Source organism: Balneicella halophila, assembly GCF_003096835.1.
Lineage (GTDB): Bacteria > Bacteroidota > Bacteroidia > Bacteroidales > Balneicellaceae > Balneicella > Balneicella halophila.
The window spans coordinates 745,064-764,235 of sequence record NZ_QENZ01000003.1 but is presented as its reverse complement, the minus strand read 5'-3'; the positions used below and the strand labels follow the sequence as shown (position 1 = coordinate 764,235).

20 protein-coding genes are annotated in these 19,172 nt (G+C 34.9%); 4 read left to right on the top strand and 16 right to left on the bottom strand.

Annotated elements, in window-relative coordinates:
• Window positions 1-3 precede the first annotated feature (3 nt).
• The 6 genes from der to tamL all read right to left on the bottom strand — a co-directional run bounded on the left by der (window position 4) and on the right by tamL (window position 7,730).
• Window positions 4-1,317: a ribosome biogenesis GTPase Der gene (der, locus tag C7377_RS03345; protein WP_116495901.1), complete on the bottom strand. Its 1,314-nt coding sequence runs from the start codon at window positions 1,315-1,317 to the stop codon at window positions 4-6.
• A 127-nt stretch (window positions 1,318-1,444) separates the two neighbouring features.
• Complete coding sequence (gene rpsU / locus C7377_RS03340) at window positions 1,445-1,639, bottom strand: 30S ribosomal protein S21 (protein WP_116495900.1); 195 nt, start codon at window positions 1,637-1,639, stop codon at window positions 1,445-1,447.
• Between the two features lie 77 nt (window positions 1,640-1,716).
• The gene (locus C7377_RS03335; protein ID WP_116495899.1) at window positions 1,717-2,841 is read right to left on the bottom strand and encodes a helix-hairpin-helix domain-containing protein; all 1,125 of its coding nucleotides are present in this window, start codon (window positions 2,839-2,841) and stop codon (window positions 1,717-1,719) included.
• Window positions 2,842-4,203, bottom strand: coding sequence for a sodium-dependent transporter (locus C7377_RS03330; protein ID WP_116495898.1), 1,362 nt, complete (start codon window positions 4,201-4,203; stop codon window positions 2,842-2,844).
• Window positions 4,204-4,281: 78 nt separating this feature from the next.
• Window positions 4,282-5,355 (bottom strand): class II fructose-bisphosphate aldolase, encoded by a 1,074-nt coding sequence (gene fbaA / locus C7377_RS03325; protein WP_116496219.1) that lies wholly within the window; start codon window positions 5,353-5,355, stop codon window positions 4,282-4,284.
• Window positions 5,356-5,408: 53 nt separating this feature from the next.
• Entirely contained in the window at window positions 5,409-7,730 is a 2,322-nt protein-coding gene (gene tamL / locus C7377_RS03320) for a translocation and assembly module lipoprotein TamL (protein ID WP_133241454.1), read from the bottom strand.
• A 49-nt stretch (window positions 7,731-7,779) separates the two neighbouring features.
• Between tamL and C7377_RS03315 the strand changes: the two genes are divergently transcribed.
• Window positions 7,780-8,517 carry a TrmH family RNA methyltransferase gene (locus tag C7377_RS03315; RefSeq protein ID WP_116495896.1) on the top strand — a complete coding sequence of 246 codons (738 nt, stop codon included), beginning with the start codon at window positions 7,780-7,782 and terminating at the stop codon, window positions 8,515-8,517.
• Here the strand turns inward: C7377_RS03315 and porT are convergent.
• The 10 genes from porT to C7377_RS03265 all read right to left on the bottom strand — a co-directional run bounded on the left by porT (window position 8,504) and on the right by C7377_RS03265 (window position 17,023).
• Entirely contained in the window at window positions 8,504-9,277 is a 774-nt protein-coding gene (gene porT / locus C7377_RS03310; protein ID WP_116495895.1) for a type IX secretion/gliding motility protein PorT/SprT, read from the bottom strand. The two genes, C7377_RS03315 and porT, sit on opposite strands and share 14 nt — an antisense overlap.
• Window positions 9,278-9,316: 39 nt before the next feature.
• Window positions 9,317-10,036 carry a bifunctional demethylmenaquinone methyltransferase/2-methoxy-6-polyprenyl-1,4-benzoquinol methylase UbiE gene (gene ubiE / locus C7377_RS03305; protein ID WP_116495894.1) on the bottom strand — a complete coding sequence of 240 codons (720 nt, stop codon included), beginning with the start codon at window positions 10,034-10,036 and terminating at the stop codon, window positions 9,317-9,319.
• Window positions 10,037-10,381 (bottom strand): arsenate reductase (glutaredoxin), encoded by a 345-nt coding sequence (gene arsC / locus C7377_RS03300; protein ID WP_116495893.1) that lies wholly within the window; start codon window positions 10,379-10,381, stop codon window positions 10,037-10,039.
• Window positions 10,381-10,944 (bottom strand): D-sedoheptulose 7-phosphate isomerase, encoded by a 564-nt coding sequence (gene lpcA / locus C7377_RS03295; RefSeq protein WP_116495892.1) that lies wholly within the window; start codon window positions 10,942-10,944, stop codon window positions 10,381-10,383. Before lpcA ends, arsC begins: the two co-directional genes overlap by 1 nt.
• A 110-nt stretch (window positions 10,945-11,054) precedes the next feature.
• Window positions 11,055-11,564, bottom strand: a complete 510-nt coding sequence (locus tag C7377_RS03290; protein WP_116495891.1) for an OmpH family outer membrane protein — start codon at window positions 11,562-11,564, stop codon at window positions 11,055-11,057.
• A gap of 30 nt (window positions 11,565-11,594) precedes the next feature.
• Window positions 11,595-12,125, bottom strand: a complete 531-nt coding sequence (locus C7377_RS03285; protein ID WP_116495890.1) for an OmpH family outer membrane protein — start codon at window positions 12,123-12,125, stop codon at window positions 11,595-11,597.
• A 66-nt stretch (window positions 12,126-12,191) separates the two neighbouring features.
• On the bottom strand, window positions 12,192-14,708 hold the full coding sequence (bamA, locus tag C7377_RS03280) for an outer membrane protein assembly factor BamA (RefSeq protein WP_116495889.1): 2,517 nt from the start codon (window positions 14,706-14,708) through the stop codon (window positions 12,192-12,194).
• 20 nt (window positions 14,709-14,728) lie between these two features.
• A complete protein-coding gene (locus C7377_RS03275) occupies window positions 14,729-15,457 on the bottom strand; it encodes an isoprenyl transferase (protein ID WP_116495888.1) in 729 nt (242 codons plus the stop codon).
• Between the two features lies 1 nt (window position 15,458).
• Window positions 15,459-16,142: a type IX secretion system protein PorG gene (gene porG / locus C7377_RS03270; RefSeq protein ID WP_116495887.1), complete on the bottom strand. Its 684-nt coding sequence runs from the start codon at window positions 16,140-16,142 to the stop codon at window positions 15,459-15,461.
• Between the two features lie 8 nt (window positions 16,143-16,150).
• Entirely contained in the window at window positions 16,151-17,023 is an 873-nt protein-coding gene (locus C7377_RS03265) for an NAD kinase (protein ID WP_116495886.1), read from the bottom strand.
• Between the two features lie 114 nt (window positions 17,024-17,137).
• Here C7377_RS03265 and C7377_RS03260 point away from each other — a divergent pair, with 114 nt between their 5' ends.
• From C7377_RS03260 to C7377_RS03250, 3 genes are read left to right on the top strand one after another with little or no spacing between them, the layout of a single operon-like run.
• Complete coding sequence (locus C7377_RS03260; protein ID WP_116495885.1) at window positions 17,138-17,851, top strand: pyridoxine 5'-phosphate synthase; 714 nt, start codon at window positions 17,138-17,140, stop codon at window positions 17,849-17,851.
• A 7-nt stretch (window positions 17,852-17,858) separates the two neighbouring features.
• Complete coding sequence (locus C7377_RS03255; RefSeq protein ID WP_116495884.1) at window positions 17,859-18,635, top strand: alpha/beta fold hydrolase; 777 nt, start codon at window positions 17,859-17,861, stop codon at window positions 18,633-18,635.
• 8 nt (window positions 18,636-18,643) lie between these two features.
• A complete protein-coding gene (locus C7377_RS03250; protein ID WP_116495883.1) occupies window positions 18,644-19,156 on the top strand; it encodes a TlpA family protein disulfide reductase in 513 nt (170 codons plus the stop codon).
• The last annotated feature ends 16 nt before the right edge of the window (window positions 19,157-19,172 follow it).

Here is a 19,172-nt window from a genome sequence, read left to right as displayed (position 1 = left end):
GAATCATTTTTTTCTCATAAATATTTGTATTGGCACTCCTTTAAAATCCCAATGTTGACGAATTTGATTTTCCAAATAACGTTTATAAGGTTCTTTCACGTATTGAGGCAAGTTACAATAGAATGCAAAACTTGGAGCCAGAGTTGGCAATTGTGTTACATATTTTATTCTAATGAATTTATCCTTATTCATTGGAGGCTGATGTTGTTCTATAGCTTCCTGCATTACCTCATTTAGCTTGGAGGTTGGTACTTTTCTCTTTCTATTCTCATAAACTTCTACTGCTGACTTTAACACATCTAAAACTCGCTGTTTAGTCAAAGCTGACGCAAAGATGATAGGAATATCAGTAAATGGTGCTGTACGTTCCAAAATACGTTTTCTATATTGCTCCATGGTTTTATTATCTTTCTCTATCAAGTCCCATTTATTGACCATGATAACCAATCCTTTGCGATTATTGACGACCAATTGAATGATATTTAAATCTTGAGATTCAATTCCACGCTCAGCATCAAGTATCAACACACAGACATCACTATTTTCAATAGTACGTACTGACCGCATCACAGAGTAAAATTCAACATCTTCGTTGATTTTTCCCTTTTTCCTCACTCCTGCCGTATCAACTAATATGAAATTATGCCCAAATTTATTGAAATGAATATCAACAGCATCACGAGTTGTTCCAGCCACTGGGGTAACAATGGTTTTATCTTCACCAATTAGAGTATTTATCGTAGATGATTTACCAACATTAGGACGTCCCACAAAAGCAAGACGTGGCAGTTCTTCTTCCTCTGCTGATGCAGGTTCTAAATCCGGCAATACCTCAACTATTTTATCTAATAAGTCACCCGTACCTGAACCGTTTATAGAGGAAACTGAATAAAGTTCATCTGATAAGCCCAAACTATAAAATTCGGCTGTTTCAAAAGTACGCTCTGTATTATCCACCTTATTCACAACGACTAAGACAGGCTTATCTATTTTACGCAACATATTAGCCATATTTAAATCTAAGTCTGTCACGCCTGACTCTACATCCACCGTAAGCAGTAATACATCTGCCTCATCAATAGCCAATTGTACTTGACGCTTTATCTCTTCTTCAAAAATATCAGCTGAGTTGTCCATATATCCACCTGTGTCTATAATAGAAAACTCCACTCCATTCCAAGTTACTTTCCCGTAATTACGGTCTCTGGTAACTCCACTTTCTTCATTTACAATAGCTTGGCGTGTTCCTGTCAAGCGATTAAATAAGGTCGATTTCCCAACATTTGGTCGACCCACTATGGCTACTATTTTACTCATCTTTTCCTTTCTACGCACTGATGAACAATGCCAATAATTGTACAAATATACAAAAACAAAAATATCCCTTATGCATTAGCATAAGAGATATACTCAATCTTAAACCGCTAAAAAAACAGTTATAAATCTATAATTCTTCTGCTTCTCTAAGCTTCTGAATATAGGCGGCTTTCTTAATCTTCTCTCTGTGTTGCTCAGAAGGCTTAATATAAGCTTGACGCTTACGCAATTCTTTTACAACACCAGTTTTTTCAAACTTTCTTTTGAAACGTTTTAAAGCTCTATCTATATTTTCGCCATCTTTTACGGGTACGATAATCATATCTTTTTCCTATTATCTGTTTGTAATTTTGAGTGGCAAAGATAATATATAGTTTTTGAATTACCAATTTTTTATTTCTATTCTTTTACTTTTAAATATGGTTTTACTTTATCAAACGTCTTGTTTGTAAGTATCTTTCGGTTTTTTAATAGAGTTACTCTTTCGTAATCACCCTTGCGTTTCCTATAACGAATAATAGCTTGTGCATCGTGAAAATCAAGATAAGGATGTTTATAAATTTCTTCCTCCGTTGCTGTATTTATATTTATTTGCATTACAGGACTTCTTATTTCACAGTACTTTTTGATTATATTCAAATCCCTCTCTCTTATATTATATAGTTCCAGCAATTGAGCCATACTTGCATAACCTCCTAATTTGTTTCGGAAATTGATTAGTTTACGACTCATCGATAAGCTCACATGCAGTTTCAACAATTCTTCTTCGCTTATAGTATTCAGATCATAGATGGTAGAAATAGTATCTTGTTGATTGGTATAATTAACATCCTCTTTTTCTTCAATTCGAATGTAAGGTAGCAACTGATTGTATTTCTCCTCTGATAAGCCATAAATCTTTTTTAAATCTTCACTCACATAAAAATGCCCACCTTTTTTCTTATAGTTTGCAATAATCTGTGCAACTTTTTTAGTTACTCCAAGTGCTAACCATTCTTCTGTAGAGATTAGGTTCGGATCAAAATAAAACAAACTGTCAATTTCTTTCTCTGATGTTGCTTCGCCAGTCTTATTTTTTACAATCTTATTTTTAGTCTTTTGCCAGTTTTCATTATCATTCAACCTTAGGAAAGGCTCGTAAACTTTATAAATACTATCTGTAACGAAATATAGCTTACGGAAGTCCTCTTTTTTATAAAAATATCCTCCTGCATTGCGGTAATTCACCAAATTTCGAATTTGTTTCTTTGAAAATCCTAATTTCTCTAACTCTATGATTTTAACAGTATTCGGATTAAAAGCAAAATATTGATATGTGGTTTTATCCCTCTTACCAACTCTTTCAAGACTATCAATTTGGTACTGAAAATAGGAAGTATCAATTTCCTGAAAAAAATATTTTTTATAAAAGTACAGACCAGCAAATAATAATACCAGCAACAGCATAAGAACTCCTACTCCATTTAGTTCCTTTCTATTGTAATAAAAATACGTTCTTAGTCTTGAAAATAATTTTGCAAACATTTATGTTGTAAGTAAATCAAAAGCACCGACTTGATTGAGTAAAATCAAAACGATAGCCAATGGCGCTATAAAACGAACCACAAAATAATACATACCAAACCACTTTATTTGGAAGGAGTGGTCATTAGACAATTCTGCTTTAACATCTTCCTTTTTCAAAATAAATCCTACAAAGATTATTGCAAAAGCTCCTCCTATAGGTAATAACCAATTAGAGGTTAAATAATCGAGTGCATCGAAAAATGTTAACCCAAAAATGTGAAACTTCTCTCCTACACCAAAAGATAATGTACAGAAAACACCTAAAATAGCAATGGCTGTTGTTACAGCTATGGTTGCTTTTTTGCGTGTCCATTTTAATTCCTCTTGAACGAGACTCACATTCACTTCCAATATAGAGACTGTAGAAGTAAGTGCTGCCATTGTTAGAAGTAAAAAGAAAATAATAGCGAAAATAAATCCTCCGCTCATTTGATTAAAAATATTAGGAAGTGTAACAAACACCAATCCTGGACCACTACTAGGATCAATATTAAATGAAAAAACAGCTGGGAATATCATTACTCCTGCTAATATTGCAAGCAAAGTATCTGCCAAAACTACAACACCGACTGTCTTGTGTATCTTTTCCTTCTTGCTCATATACGAGGAGTATGTGATTAAAATCCCCATACCTAAACTTAATGAAAAGAAAGCTTGACCTAACGCTTCCAATATCACTTGAGGATTAATCTTTGAAAAATCAGGAGAAAATAAAAATTTTAAACCTTCCGATGCTCCCTCTAGTGTAAGTGCTTTAATACACATACCTATCATCAATATAACCATAAGTGGCATCATTATCTTAGAATATTTCTCAATCCCTTTTTTCACTCCTGCATAGACTATGTAGGCTGTCACTCCTAACAAACAGAACTGCCACAGCAAAGGATCAATAATCGAAGTATGAAAAGATTCAAAATTAGTAGCAATCTCATTGGCAGAATGACTCCTGTATGCCCCTGTAATAGACTGGTACAGGTATTCCAAGGTCCACCCGGCAATAGTCGTATAATACGATAAAATAAAGAAGGCTGCCAAAGAAGGTATTATCCCTAAGAATGCCCATCGAAATGTCGGGGACAATTTACTAAAAGCACGAAAGGAGTTGGTTTGTGCTCTACGCCCAATGACAAACTCTGACATCATCAGCGGAATTCCAAGAGCGACAACAAAAAGAACATAAATGAGAATAAAAGCACTCCCACCATTATCACCCAGTACATAAGGGAATTTCCAAATATTGCCTAAACCAACAGCTGATCCTGCAACAGCTGCAATAACAGCAAAGCGGGATGAGAAATGTTCTCTTTCATTTTTCATAGTAGTCTTTTAAGATTTTTGCTAAAATAAAAAAAGCTGCCTAATAATAGACAGCTTCTTTAAAATTATTTTCATAAACTACAATCTATCAACACAATTCAAATCACTAAACGCTTGTTTTAGTCTTTCAATCATAGACAATTCTGCTTCGCGTAACCACTTTCTAGGATCATAAAACTTTTTATTAGGCTTATCATCTCCTTCTGGGTTACCAATCTGTCCTTGAAGGTAAGATTTGTTTTTTTGTTCAAATACTCTTACTCCATCCCAGAACGCCCATTGTGTATCGGTATCAATATTCATTTTTACGACTCCATAGTCTATAGCTTCTCTTATATCTTCCAGACCAGAACCAGAACCACCGTGGAACACAAAGTTCACTGTGTTTTTATCTACACCATATTTTTCAGAAATGTACTTTTGAGACTCAGCTAATATTTTTGGACGCAGAAGAACATTTCCTGGTTTATACACACCATGTACGTTACCAAAAGCTGCAGCAATGGTAAAATTAGGTGAAACTTTTAACAACTCTTCATAAGCATAGGCAACTTCCTCCTTTTGTGTATACAAAGAAGCGTTGTCCACATCTGTGTTATCAACTCCATCTTCTTCACCACCTGTAACGCCAAGCTCTATTTCCAAAGTCATTCCCATCTTGTCCATACGGGCAAGGTATTTCTTACACGTTTCAACATTTTCTTCAATAGGCTCTTCTGATAAGTCAATCATATGAGAGCTGAATAAAGGCTTACCAGTAAGCTCAAACCATTTTTCATTCTCATCTAATAGTCCATCAATCCATGGAAGTAATTTCTTTGCTGCATGGTCTGTATGTAAAATCACTGGGACTCCATAAATCTCTGCCATCGTGTGAATATGTTTTGCACCGGCAACTGCCCCCATTACAGAAGCTTTCTGATCATCATTACTTACTCCTTTACCTGCAACAAAGTGAGCTCCTCCATTTGAAAATTGAATAATAACAGGAGAATTAATATCACGTGCTGCTTGTAATACAGCATTCATAGAATGTGTACCAATAACATTTACCGCAGGTAATGCAAACTTGTTTTCTTTAGCAACTTTAAAAACTTTTTGCACATCTGAACCTGTCAGTACACCTGGTTTTACTACGTCTAGAACTTTCATATTTTTATTCTTATTTAATTGTAATTGAGTGTGATATTTCACTTGCGAATTTACTAAAATGGATAACCAATACCAAAATTAAACGTAATATCTTTCAGGTCATAACTGCTATTTTTTGGCACAAATCTATCTCCTTGCAAGTAAGGATCTACTAATTTAATTCCTGCATCTAATCGTAAAATAATATTGCTAATATCATATCTTAAGCCCAATCCTGTTCCTACGGCAATTTGTTTATAAAAACTATCAAATTCAAATTTACTATCAGGATCTTTTTCTCCGAGATCTGAAAGATTCCATACATTACCCGCATCAACAAATAAGGCACCTTCTAGACTCTTAGCTAGGCTGAATCGATATTCTAGATTTCCTTCTAATTTAAATTCTCCGTAAGAGAGCCTCAAATTGGGAGGATTGGCTCGAGAGCCACCGGGTCCCAAGCTTCTAGGATGCCAAGCACGCATACTATTAGGTCCGCCAGCAAAATACATTTTTTCAAATGGCATTACTTCTGAATTACCATAAGGAAAACCTGCACCTAAAAAAATGTGATAAATAAGTGCATGCTTAGGGTTAATGAATTGATTGTAAGTGAACTCTATATCAGATCGGATGTATTGCGCATAACGAATTCCAAAATAGGAAAAGTAATCATTTTCGGTTAGGTCTTCCCTGTCATTCCGTGCCATTAGATGGTCAATCGCATTTAGTAAGTTTCCTGAACTCTCAACATTAAACCGAGCTCTTTGATAAGTTGTCTTTCTCGTCTTTCCTTGATTGTCAAATCTTAAACTATACCGCATAGAAGGAATAATATGATCTACATAACTGGTTTGTCGGTAATAGTTATTCAAATTTTCTAAAAAATCAGGATCAGCATTGACTTTTAGCAGACCTAAATCTATTGGAGTAAAAATATGTGAAAAATGATCATTGCTCCTCCATTGATAACTAAAGGTGAGATCTGTAATAGTCCGTAGATACTCAGGGCGTTCTGCATAATTGTACACAATTGAGGTACTTGTCCGGGGTACTCTAGCTCTCCAATTCTTAACTTTAAAGAATGGCAAATAGAACTTTGGCGAAATAAGATTTACAGTCGCTCCAAACTCCGAGGCATCAAATTTAGATGTTAAATGCTCTCGTCGTAAACGCTCTATACCTGCTGATAGTTGTACTGTAAAGAGCTCAGCTCCACGAAACAGATTTTTATGTTGATAGCGTAGATTTGTGGCAAATCCAAAATCACCAGCATTCACCGTTGCAGTAGCTTCCACACTATAAGACTGTCGTTTTTGAGATACTAACTGAATGTAACAGTCCAAAAGACCAATACTGTCGTTCGTAGCAAATTCTCTAAACCCAACATTAGAATATTTGAACTGCTTCAATATGCCTAATCTTCTTTTTGTTTCATCCACGTTTTCAGGACTGTATAATTGTCCTTCTTTGATAAGGATTGCCCGTGCTAAGGTGAATGGTTTGTATGACATCTTATCTTTGTAGAAGAAAGTTATATCATCAAACTTAATACTATCAAACTTATTCTCCATTCCCTTGTCCTGGGCTTCAATATCAAGATATACAGTTATTTTTCTAATTTTGTACTTGCGAAGCTCAAGAGAATCCACGGTTCGTAAACCATAATAAATATCTACTTTATTATTTAGCTTAGTAGTATCTAGGTAGAAATGAATGTTATCCTCATCGAAATTAAAATACCCTTGCAATTCATACAATGCTTCCAAACGCTCACGCTCTTCCTTGAGCTTATCGACATCTAACAAATCATTTTTTCGAATGAATGCCTTTTTCTTTTGCTGTATCAAAGTTTGACGTAAACTTGAGCTATCCGGCAACTCGATTCTCATATTCTCTTTTCCTATAACTTTGTATAGTAAGCTATCCTTACGCCTGATGATGTTAGCAATAACTTTAGGCTCATTAGCTTTAATGATATAATTAACTTTAACTTTTTTCTTGCTGAAATTTTCTCTTACTTCGATTTCTGCATCATAAAATCCTTTGTTTGCCATAAACCGCTCTAGCTGGATAAGGGTACGATGTGTTTGAATAGAATCATAGATTACAGGAGCTTCTCCAAGCTTACGCAAGAACCGATTTATTTTTTTAGTACTATCACTTCCTGAGAGGTTATACATCCAAACATTAAACGGAATCTCACCCAATATTCTATTGTTTGGCTTTTGTTTTACGTAAGCCTCAGCCTTACTTTCAGCCACACGCTTATCATCAATATCAATTTTTACCTTGGTGAGCAGAAACTCATCTTCAGACACATACTTGGTTGTTGAGCATGCGAAGACGAACGAAATAGATAACAATAAAAGTATATATTTGATGGTCTTTTTCAAAAATCTTATTTTTGTTCAAAGATATGAACTTTAGTAAAGCCTACAATAGATGAGCCAACGATTAGCCAAACTTGCATCCTCACTGCAACATAAAAAGTTTCGAACGAAAGAACAATTGTTTGTAGCTGAGGGAGAAAAACTCGTTTTAGATCTGCTTGAATCATTCTCTGTAAAATATATACTCTGCACAAAAAAATGGGCTCAGGAGCATCCTCTATTATCAACTACCGTCATTGACAATGTGCTATTAAAAAAAGCAAGTTCTTTAAAAACACCTAGCTCTGTTATCGGAATTTTTGATATCCCTAAAGAGACTCCTTTTAATAAAGACGAGCTTCCTGCATTGGTGCTCGACACTTTGCAAGACCCAGGAAACTTAGGGACTATAATCAGGACAGCATCCTGGTTTGGTTTTCAACATATTGTTTGCTCGCCTGAAACTGTAGATATTTACAATCCAAAAGTGGTACAAGCAAGCATGGGTGCATTAGCTAAAGTAAAAGTACACTATCTGCCATTAGCCATTTTTTTTAAAGATTTGAGAGCAGAAAAAATCACAGTATACGGTACGTATTTAGAAGGCAAATCTATTTACAAGACAGCATTTAACAAAGAATGTGTGGTGGTTATTGGTAATGAAGGACAAGGTATTTCACCTGAACTAAAACAGTATATAGATACCCCAATACATATACCGGCATTCAGCAGTACTCCTCCAGAATCCCTAAATGCTTCTGTAAGTACAGCTATTGTTTGTTCAGAAATTGCGAGGACTATTCAAAGTTGAAAGAAAGGGTTACTAAAGTAGATTTCATACTCCCTATAGTTCTAGTATAAGCATGGAAGTTCGGCATATCCTCCACAAGGTCATGATTCATTACATCAATCAACCCTATGGATATACGCAATTCAGCTCCCAATTTAAAGTATCGCATATAAAAGTCCATTCCGCCACCAAACTCCAATGCGACATCATGTCTATTGGTTCGAATAATTCTATTTTTTTCTGGTTTCAACTCATCATGTGGTGTTAAATCCATATGGTAAGAAGCCCCTGCAACTAAGTAGAAATTATAATTATTGATACGTACTCCTCTATACTTGATTAATAATGGGATATCAGCATAGACTGATTTTACTTCTGCCTCTTTTCTTAATGGATATCCTAAATTATCCATAGGATTCCAGCTATCTGCTTCTCCTTCTTCTCTTACAAAAGTGACTGTTCTTTTTCCAAAATATAATCCAGGAATACTGCGCAATGAAACATAATTTGTAATATTCCATTCGCCTATCACACCCAAACGGAATGCTGGTGAAAATGAGACAGGCTCAGCTAGAAATCCATATTCTCTACCATATTGAACATTCGTAATGCGATAATCAAAAACTCCAAATCCTATAGAGTATCCATAATGTAATACTGTATTGTCAACTCGGGAGTAGTTTATTGCAGATGATGATTTATATCGTTGTGCAAGCATATCATTTGTACTAAAACAAACAATAAGTCCTATTATTATAATGTATTGGATAGCTCGATTCATCCTTTTCCTTTATATAGCCATTACAAATATAAAGTTTATTTATTTTGTACCAACGAAAATTGTTGCAATGCCAAAAGTGAGCGATTTTGCATAACAATCTTTAAAGCCGGCATCTTTCATATTTTCCAAAAAAACGGAACGTTTGGGAAAATTCGCTACTGACTCAGGCAGGTAGTTATATGCAACGTCATTCTTTGAAACTACTTTTCCCCAAAGTGGCAAAATATAACTGAAATAGACCTTATAAATTAGCTTAAAAAACTTATTTTCTGGCATTGAAAGTTCTAAAATAACCAAGCGACCTTCGTTTTTTAATACGCGATGAAATTCACTAAGTCCTTTGTGTATATTTTCAAAATTACGAACCCCAAAGGCACAGGTTATTGCATCATATGTATCGTTGGGATCTTCTAAGTTTTCAGCATCTCCAACTCTGAAAGAAATGAGATTGTCTAAACCTTTCTTTTCAACCTTTTTCTCACCTATTTTGAGCATATTCTCTGAAATATCAACACCAACTATCCTTTCAGGCTTTAACTTACTCAACCCAATGGCAAGATCTCCAGTACCTGAAGCCATATCCATAATAACTTTAGGATTGCCTTTAGCAACTATTTTACAGACTTTTTTGCGCCACAGCTTATCAATACCTACAGAAAGAAAGTGATTTAAAAAATCATAGCGTGGTGCTATGTTATCAAACATCTCTCTTACTTGTTCTTTCTTAGAACTTTGTGCTTCTTTATAAGGAACTACCATTTATTTGATACTATTTATACTCTCTGTTGTTCTACCAATAACAGCTTTATCTCCTTTAACAATAATGGGGCGTTGAATCAATTTAGGATGCTGAACCATAGCATCTATCCATTCATCTTCCGAAAGCTCTTTGCCTTTGAACTCTTCTTTATAAATCGCTTCTGTCTTACGGATAAGATCTTCTGCTTTTATCCCTAACTTTTTTAGCAACGCTTTGAGCTCTTCAACTGTAGGTGGGTTTTTCAAATATTCTATAATCTTAATGCCATTCTTATTCTCTTCTAATTCTTGAAGAGCAACTCGGCATTTTGAGCATCTTGGGTTAAAATAAATTGTATAATCCATTAATTGTATTTTTCTATGTATTGAATTAAAGTATGGATAATTTTTATATGTATCTCCTGGATTCTATCAGCATAGCCATTCCACGGCACTCTTATTTCTACATCACAAAGTGGTGCTAACCTACCTCCATCTTTACCAGTAAGTCCAACGACCTTCATTCCTATGTTTTTTGCGACTTCCGTTGCCTTTATCACATTAGCTGAATTACCTGAGGTTGATATAGCTAATAAAACATCTGCCTCTCTTCCTATGGCTTCGATATATCTTGAAAAAACACTTTCAAAACCGTAATCATTTCCCACACAGCTTATGTGAGAAGGATCTGAAATAGCGATTGCGGGTAGTGCCTTCCTATCGTCTCTAAATCTACCTGTCAGCTCTTCTGCAAAGTGCATAGCGTCACACATAGAACCGCCATTCCCGCATGAAATTATTTTACCTTTGTTGGCAATCGAAGTTACCATTAAATCCCCGGCTTTCTGAATATTTCCAATTTGTTTAGCATCAGACATAAAAGCTTGCAGTACGCTCTGCGCTTCTTCGAAATTATATTTTATATCCATATTTAAAAGATTAGAATTCTCAAAGATAGAAAAATATCATAGAGAACAGTAAATAAAAAACCACTCCCTAAAAGTGAAGGAAGTGGTTTAGAATTTTTTTGAGCTTATTATTAAATGCCCAATTCTGTTTTTACTAATGGAAGAATATCTTCGCTATTAGGCGATACAAAAACAATAGAACGTGCACTGGTGTCGAAAACATAAGTGAATCCATTGTTCGTCCCAACTGTTTGAATCGCTTTATTTGCTTTTTCAAAGATAGGTCCTAATAAATCTTTTTGTAATTTCTCCATATCTTTTTGAGCTTGCTCTTGGTAAGAGCGAATCTTAGTTTGCATAGCTTGTAAACTATCTTCTTTAGCTTTTTGTGCTTCTGCAGACAATGATCCTGCTTCCATAGCTTCAGCATATTCTTTAAACAAACCTTGATACTGAGTTTGCAAATCTTGCATTTGTTTTTGAACTTCTTGTTCTTTAGCTTTTAATTTTTCTTCTGCAGTTTTACTTTCAGGCATTAAAGACAATAACTCTTGAGAATTGATATGTCCTAACTTTTGTGCTACTGAAACTACTGGCAAAGCCAACATAGCTGCAAATAATACTACTAAAATTTTTTTCATTTTTATTACTTTTTGTGGTTTTCTATTCTATTAATCTTCAATCTTGACGCCTTTACCTAGCATCATTTCTATTATTTTATCACTTTTATCGTATTTAGGCTGTGACCAGAGTATCACTGGAGCAGCTGCTTGGTCAATAACCATTCCATAATTACCTGTTCTTGCCAATTCTTCTACAGCTTGGTAGATTTTTTCTTGTACAGGTTGTATTAATGATTGTCGCTTCTTATATAATTCGCCATTGGCACCAAAATACAATTGTTGTAATTTCTGAACTTGATATTCTTTCTCTTTAATATTCTTGATGCGTTTTTCCCTCATTTCAGGAGAAAGAAAAACTTCTTCAGATTCCATCTGACTTTTGAGTTCCTTAACTTCTGCAAATTTTAAATCTATTTCTTCCTGATAATCTTTAGCCAAATTGTTTAAAGCATCTTGTGCTAACTGGTATTCCGGTGTGTTACTCAAAATATACTCAGTATCTACGAAAACATATCGTTGTTGAGCATATACGAAACTAATGCTAACAAATGTTATTAAGAAGACAAGAAGCTTTTTCATTATTTTTATTTTTAAGAGATTATGCAATACTTATACCAAAAATTTCAGATTAACATCTTTTAATATTTAAAATTGTTGTCCTAAGATAAAGTGAAACTGTGCACCACTAGCGCCAGGTTGATTTGGGACATCATCAAAACCATAACCCCAATCTATTCCTAGAAGTCCAAACATAGGTAAGAAAATGCGAACGCCTACACCAGCAGAACGGTACATATTGAACGGTTGAAAATCTTCAAAATCATACCAAGAATTACCAGCCTCAGCAAAACCTAATACATAAATAGTAGCAGACTGTTCTAATGATAAAGGATAACGCAACTCCATCGTCATTTTACCATAAAGGTTACCCGTAGTTCTACGTCCATCTTCACCAATAGGTGTCAAAGAGTTATTTTCATATCCTCGCACTCCAATCACGTCACTACCATAGGCTGTATAACCAGACATACCATCACCCCCTACGGAATACCCTTCGAATGGGGAACGCTTGTCTTTATCATAGTAGCCTAAAAATCCGTATTCAGTTCCTGTGTACAATACTAATTTTCTATCACGACTAAGTGGGGTATAAATTTTTCCTTTGAATGTCCATTTATGAAACTCTACCCATCGGAACTTATCTTGATGCCCGTCGTCTAGGGCACTGTAATCTGTATCATTAAATAATGAATAAGGAGGGGTGAATTGCAACCCAATAGAAAAGTCAGAACCAGAGCGTGTATATATTGGGTTATCAATAGATCTACGTGCTAGGGTTGTTGAAAGACTTAAAAGATTAGAGCTACCATTAGTGAACTGGTAGAAACCGCCCCAGTTTTCCAATTCGTAACGTTGGAAACTTAAAGAATTAGACAACGTAAAATAATTGTCTGGCCAATTTAATCTTCGTCCTAAACCTATTGATGCGCCCCATACTCTAAATTGCTGATCTTCTCCAGGATTTACAGAACTTACAGCATACGATGAACTCAATCTTGTTTGATTAGACATATACCCTCCCACACTAAATGAATTAGGTTTTTTGCCACCAAACCATGGTTCTATAAAAGAAAAGCTATATTGACTATAATATTTTCCATTGGATTGGATACGCAAAGATAATGTTTGTCCATCACCGGTAGGAAGGGGTTGCCAAGCCTCTTTATTAAAAATATTTCGTATTGAAAAGTTCGAGAATTTTAATCCTACGGAGGCAATCACAGTTCCTCCACCATAACCTCCAGACAATTCTATTTGGTCACTTGGTTTTTCAACTACGGGAATCACAATATCAGCAGTACCGTTCTCAGGATCAGGCTGTATATCTGGCTGAAGTTGTTCGGGATCGAATAATCCAAGGTTGGCAAGTTCTCTAATACTACGAATGATCTTTGTCTTGCTAAATAAATCTCCAGGGTAAACCCACAACTCTCTACGAATAACGTGCTCGTGAGTACGATCATTACCTGTGATTATCACTTTATTTATGGTAGCTTGCTGTCCTTCAATCACACTAATTTCAAGGTCAATGGAATCTTTCCCTTTTACAATTTCTTTCGGTATCATTCTAGAAAACAAGTAACCATTATCAAAATAAAGATTACTTACGGCATCATCATCGTTGCTGATTCTATCATCTAATAATTTCTTATTATATATATCACCTTTGCTAATCTTGAGAACTCTTGTTAAGAAATCACTAGAATATACTGTATTACCTACCCATTGTATGTCGTTAAAATAATAACGATTTCCCTCGTCGATATCTAAATGAATATTAATTCTATTCTTTTCAACTTCCTCTATTTTATAAGATTCAATTTTAGCATCTCTATAACCAAATTCATTGTATTTTTCTATCAATAAAACGCGGTCGTTTTTAAATTCTTTTTCAGAAAATTTCTTTGAACGGAAAAAGTATCGCCAATTTTTTTCTTTGGTCTTCTTCATCGCCTTTATGAGCTTATGGTCTGAAAGATTGTCATTACCTGTAATAATGATATCCCTGACTTTAACAACCTTATTTTTATCAATGTTTATCTTTAGACCTACAGCATTGGGAATATCAGGATCTGGAGTTTGTTCAAAAGTAACACCTACATTGTTAAACCCTTTTTCTTTATAATAATTTTGGACAATTAGTTTGATTCTGTTTTTTAGGTTTGCAGTAAAATAACCTCCTTTGGAAAGTGCTGTTTTTTCAATTAATTTTTTTTCTTCGGATGATTTTATTCCTGTAAAATTGATGGTAGTTAGTTGTGGTCTCTCTTCTACTTCAAGAGTAAGATAAATTTGATTTCCTACAACTTTGTCTGCAATTAACTTAATATCTGAAAATAACCCTTGTCTATACAGACGTTTTATGCCTAGAGAAATATCATCTCCCGGCACTTGCAATTTGTCCCCGACAGAGATACGGAGTAATTGTTTTATCACTTCCTTATCCAGATGTTTTACTCCTTCGACCTTCAACGCAGCCACCTCGTAAATAACAGGAGCATTGTAATCTACCTCCAAATTATATATCGTATCAGTGTCTTGTGCCCAGGCAAACGCCCCAGCAAAAATCATCACTAATATGATTCCTATTTTTTTTATCATTTTGCAAAGATAATTTATTTTCATTTATTGTTTGTCTTTAACCCGCCAAATCTTCTTTCTCGCTGTTGATAGTCAATTATTGCCATTTTTAAACTCTTCTCATCAAATTCTGGCCATAATTTAGGGGTAAAATAAAATTCAGAATAAGCACATTGCCACAATAAAAAATTACTAACTCTATGCTCCCCGCTAGTTCGGATAATTAAATCCGGATCAGGAGCAAAATTGGTTGTCAGTGATTTTTCTATAAGCTCAGAATTAATGTCATTCACTTGAATTTTTTCTTCCATTATTTGCTGACCAATTCTTTGCATTGCATGGGTAATCTCCCATCTACCACTATAGTTGAGAGCTATTATTAATGTTATTCCAGTGTTGGTTGAAGTTGACTCTATCACATCATCAATTTTATTTACCAAGGATTCAGGAAACTGCCTATAGTCACCAATAACGCGAAGTGATACATTATTTCTTTTAAGCTTGGCTTCATACTTTTCTAATGCCCGTGCTAAAAGCTCCATCAACGCTTTTACTTCTTCTTGTGGTCTCCCCCAGTTTTCGGTAGAAAATGCGTATAAGGTTAGATATCTAACCCCTAACTTTCCTGCTGCTTCTAGGGTTCGCTCTACAGCTTTCACGCCCTCTCTGTGTCCTAAAGCACGGGGTAGAAGGTGTTTTTTTGCCCAACGTCCATTCCCATCCATAATAATGGCAATATGCTTTGGTATATTCTTTTCGTCTATTTGCATGCTACAAGTCTGTGTCTTTCTCAAATGTTCTACATTTTCCACCGTTTTGCCAAAAGTTATAAGTCAGGCGCACTCCTATAACATTGTACCAGTCGTTGTTAAACAATTTTGAGGTTTCTCCTGTTTTTATCGGATCCACAACATTGTCAAACTCATCATTTACTAACTTACGAAAAGCCCACTCTGCTTCTACTGCAAATCTTCGGGTTAGAACTCTTTTGTAGCCTACACCGAAAATAATACTAGAACTGCCAATGTCTTCTTGTCCTGTAACGTAGGAAACTGCATATCCTGCTCCTAAGGTTGCATATATAGTTGATAAACTATGCCCCCATTCATGCGGGTTTATATATGGGAAGAAGTTCACTTCACCTAAAACGCCGATTTCAAAAATATTACGTACAAAAAATTCTTTCCTGCTTTGTTGGTATGGATTCTCAAAATCTATATCATCTGCTTTAAGCTTAGTCGACATCACATTAGCTCTTAGGGAATATCTATTACTAAAGTTATAGCGAATAATGCCATCAAATGAGATATTAGGATTGTAAAATAGTTTATTTTGATTGATATCGCCATAGTATGAACTCATTCCTACTCCAGCACCAATATCAATAGAAGATGCAGGCTGTCCAAATGCAAAGCAAGGGAATAGAGCAAAAACTGTATAAAATAAATATTTCATGTTACTTATTAATTTCGCTTGTCGATTCCCCACATCAATTTATTACGTAATGTCTTATAAAAACACATTTCGCCAAATTTAACGACTTTTATAGTAAATCCAGCTTTTTGAACTATAATTTCTGTACCTGAGTTTACTTTTTTAAAACGGGAATCTAAAGAAATTAAGAAGTGTGGACTTCGGCATTCAACCCTGAAACGCACTTGCAAATTATCTGGAATAACAATAGGACGTACCGTGAGATTATGTGGTGCAACAGGTGATAATACAAAGTTTTTACAAGAAGGAGCTACAATTGGACCCCCTGCACTCAAAGAATAAGCTGTAGAACCTGTTGGGGTTGCTATGAGCAATCCGTCTGCCCAATATGAAGTCAGAAAATCATCGCCTACATATGCTTTCACCGTAAGCATAGAAGTAGTATTGTTTTTAAAAATACCTAATTCATTCAGTGCAAATGGTGTTTCTCCCATTAATTCTTTAGGACTCACAATTTCAACCAACGAACGTTCTTCAAATTGATAATCTTTCTTTAGAACATAATCAAGAGCAGTTTCAATCTCGTTAGGTGCTACCGCGGCTAAAAAGCCTAAGCGTCCGCTATTAATTCCTAAAATGGGAATATTTTTATCTTCAACTAAAAGAGCTGCTTCCAAAAAAGTACCATCTCCGCCTATGCTTAACAGCATATCTATATCATCAGATAAGAGTTCAAACGACTCATATTTTTCTAATGATATTTTAAAATCATTTTCTACATGGCTCTTTAAACGCTGATGGACAAGAACATACACCTCATTATTATCAAGAAAAGATAAAATGTATTGGAATTTTTTCAAAAAATTTTCACTAAACTGTTTCCCGAACAGGGCTATTTTCATCTTTTTCAAAGTAGTTTTATTGAGTATATATGCAATAATACACTATTTTTGTGATATTAAACTGTGCAAATCTCTATTATTTTGAGTATTCTGCCAAAAAGTTACTGTTAAATAATGTCAAGATTAAGCGTTAATATTAATAAAATTGCTACTCTACGCAATGCCAGAGGTGGAAATATACCTGATGTTTTAAAAGCAGCTAAAGATTGTGAGCGATTTGGTGCTCAGGGCATCACAGTTCATCCGAGACCTGATGAAAGACATATTACTCGTAAAGACGTTTATGGGTTGAAGCCTATTTTATCTACCGAATTTAATATTGAAGGCTATCCTTCTCGTGAATTTTTGAACATGGTGCTTGAAGTGTTACCTGCGCAGGTTACGCTAGTCCCAGACCCTCCAGATGTACTTACCTCTAATGCAGGATGGGACACTGTTGCAGATCGTGATAAACTCAAAGAAATCATTTCAGAATTAAAGAAGAGTGGAATCAGAACTTCCATATTTGTAGATACCCAACTAGAAAACATCCGAGGGGCATTAGATACTGGTACAGATCGTATTGAACTCTATACCGAACCTTATGCAAATGAATATTCAACGAATCGGGATAAGGCAATTGCTCCATTTGTAAAAGCTGCAGAGTTGGCGAATTCATTGGGATTAGAAATCAATGCCGGACATGATCTAAATTTAGAAAACCTTGCTTTTTTCAATGAAAATATCCCTAATTTAAAAGAAGTATCTATTGGGCATGCTCTAATCTCTGACGCATTGTATCTCGGGTTAGAAAATGCAATTCAACTCTATAAACGTTGTTTGAAATAATTTATGTATGAAACTACATTCTACAATATCCGGAGAAGGAGCACCATTGCTAATACTCCATGGACTATATGGTTGTTCAGATAATTGGCTAACCATTGCTAAAGAACTATCTGAAGACTTCTGTATTCATCGATTGGATTTACGAAACCATGGGCGTTCCCCTCACAGTGATGAGCATAATTATACTGTAATGGCAGAAGATATTAAAGAATACATGAATGACCATGAGTTAAAAAAAGCGATTATTCTTGGACATTCTATGGGTGGAAAAGTAGCCATGCTTTTTACGCTTACCTATCCTGATAGAGTGGATAAATTGATTGTTGCTGATATTGCACCTAAAAATTACACGATAAATTATGACGGACACATTAAGATTTTAGATGTGATGCGCAGTTTAGATCTCGATGAGGTAGATAGAAGAAAAGAAATAGAAGAACAGCTAACTTCTTTGCTTAAAAGTGAAAAGGTTGTTAAGCTGGTTATGAAAAATCTTCATAGGAAGAAAGATAAAACTTTTGAATGGCGTATCAACCTTCCTGTTCTTTACGACAAACTAGAAAACATAACTGGTGGCACTGAAGGTTGGGATAAACTGCAAACAAAAGTACCAGCATTATTTATTAAAGGTGAAAATTCTCATTACTTAACTTTAGAGGATGATTTTATTATCAGAAAATCGTTTTCAAATTCTGAGCTTACTGTCATACCTAATGCGGGGCATTGGCTGCATGCCGAGCAACCCGAACTTGTGATTAAAACCATTTTGTATTTTATAAAATAACAACAACCATGAAAAAATATATCCTATTAGTGCTAACAATTCCTTTATTTTTTATACAATGTAAGAAAAGCGAACCAACATCATTCGATACAAAAGCCTTAGATGATAAAGTGAAGACAACGCAGGGAGAAACTCTTACAGTAAAAGAGATGTTGAATAATTATAAAGGAGAGATTGTACTTATTGATATTTGGGCATCATGGTGTGGTGATTGTTTGCACAGTTTACCGACGGTTAAATTTCTGAAAGAAAAGTACGGGGCACAGGTCACTTTCCTATACTCGTCTATGGATAAAGATAAAGAAGCTTGGCATAAAGCTTTAGAAAAATATGATATCAAGGGAGAGCATTATTATCTCGGCTCCGAGTGGAAAACCAACTTTCTGACTTCGATAGAACTAAACTGGATTCCGCGATTTATGATTTTAGGAAAGGACGGTTCCATCAAATTATATAATGCTAAAAAAGCTGATGATCCAAAAATTGAGAGAATATTGGAAAAAGAGATTGCAAATAATTAACAATTTCTTTAAAAAT

Coding starts and splice junctions, on each gene's coding strand:
- der (WP_116495901.1), bottom strand. CDS start 1,317: ATGAGTAAAATAGTAGCCATAGTGGGTCGACCAAATGTTGGGAAATCG.
- rpsU (WP_116495900.1), bottom strand. CDS start 1,639: ATGATTATCGTACCCGTAAAAGATGGCGAAAATATAGATAGAGCTTTA.
- C7377_RS03335 (WP_116495899.1), bottom strand. CDS start 2,841: ATGTTTGCAAAATTATTTTCAAGACTAAGAACGTATTTTTATTACAAT.
- C7377_RS03330 (WP_116495898.1), bottom strand. CDS start 4,203: ATGAAAAATGAAAGAGAACATTTCTCATCCCGCTTTGCTGTTATTGCA.
- fbaA (WP_116496219.1), bottom strand. CDS start 5,355: ATGAAAGTTCTAGACGTAGTAAAACCAGGTGTACTGACAGGTTCAGAT.
- C7377_RS03315 (WP_116495896.1), top strand. CDS start 7,780: ATGAGCCAACGATTAGCCAAACTTGCATCCTCACTGCAACATAAAAAG.
- porT (WP_116495895.1), bottom strand. CDS start 9,277: ATGAATCGAGCTATCCAATACATTATAATAATAGGACTTATTGTTTGT.
- ubiE (WP_116495894.1), bottom strand. CDS start 10,036: ATGGTAGTTCCTTATAAAGAAGCACAAAGTTCTAAGAAAGAACAAGTA.
- arsC (WP_116495893.1), bottom strand. CDS start 10,381: ATGGATTATACAATTTATTTTAACCCAAGATGCTCAAAATGCCGAGTT.
- lpcA (WP_116495892.1), bottom strand. CDS start 10,944: ATGGATATAAAATATAATTTCGAAGAAGCGCAGAGCGTACTGCAAGCT.
- C7377_RS03290 (WP_116495891.1), bottom strand. CDS start 11,564: ATGAAAAAAATTTTAGTAGTATTATTTGCAGCTATGTTGGCTTTGCCA.
- C7377_RS03285 (WP_116495890.1), bottom strand. CDS start 12,125: ATGAAAAAGCTTCTTGTCTTCTTAATAACATTTGTTAGCATTAGTTTC.
- bamA (WP_116495889.1), bottom strand. CDS start 14,708: ATGATAAAAAAAATAGGAATCATATTAGTGATGATTTTTGCTGGGGCG.
- C7377_RS03275 (WP_116495888.1), bottom strand. CDS start 15,457: ATGCAAATAGACGAAAAGAATATACCAAAGCATATTGCCATTATTATG.
- porG (WP_116495887.1), bottom strand. CDS start 16,142: ATGAAATATTTATTTTATACAGTTTTTGCTCTATTCCCTTGCTTTGCA.
- C7377_RS03265 (WP_116495886.1), bottom strand. CDS start 17,023: ATGAAAATAGCCCTGTTCGGGAAACAGTTTAGTGAAAATTTTTTGAAA.
- C7377_RS03260 (WP_116495885.1), top strand. CDS start 17,138: ATGTCAAGATTAAGCGTTAATATTAATAAAATTGCTACTCTACGCAAT.
- C7377_RS03255 (WP_116495884.1), top strand. CDS start 17,859: ATGAAACTACATTCTACAATATCCGGAGAAGGAGCACCATTGCTAATA.
- C7377_RS03250 (WP_116495883.1), top strand. CDS start 18,644: ATGAAAAAATATATCCTATTAGTGCTAACAATTCCTTTATTTTTTATA.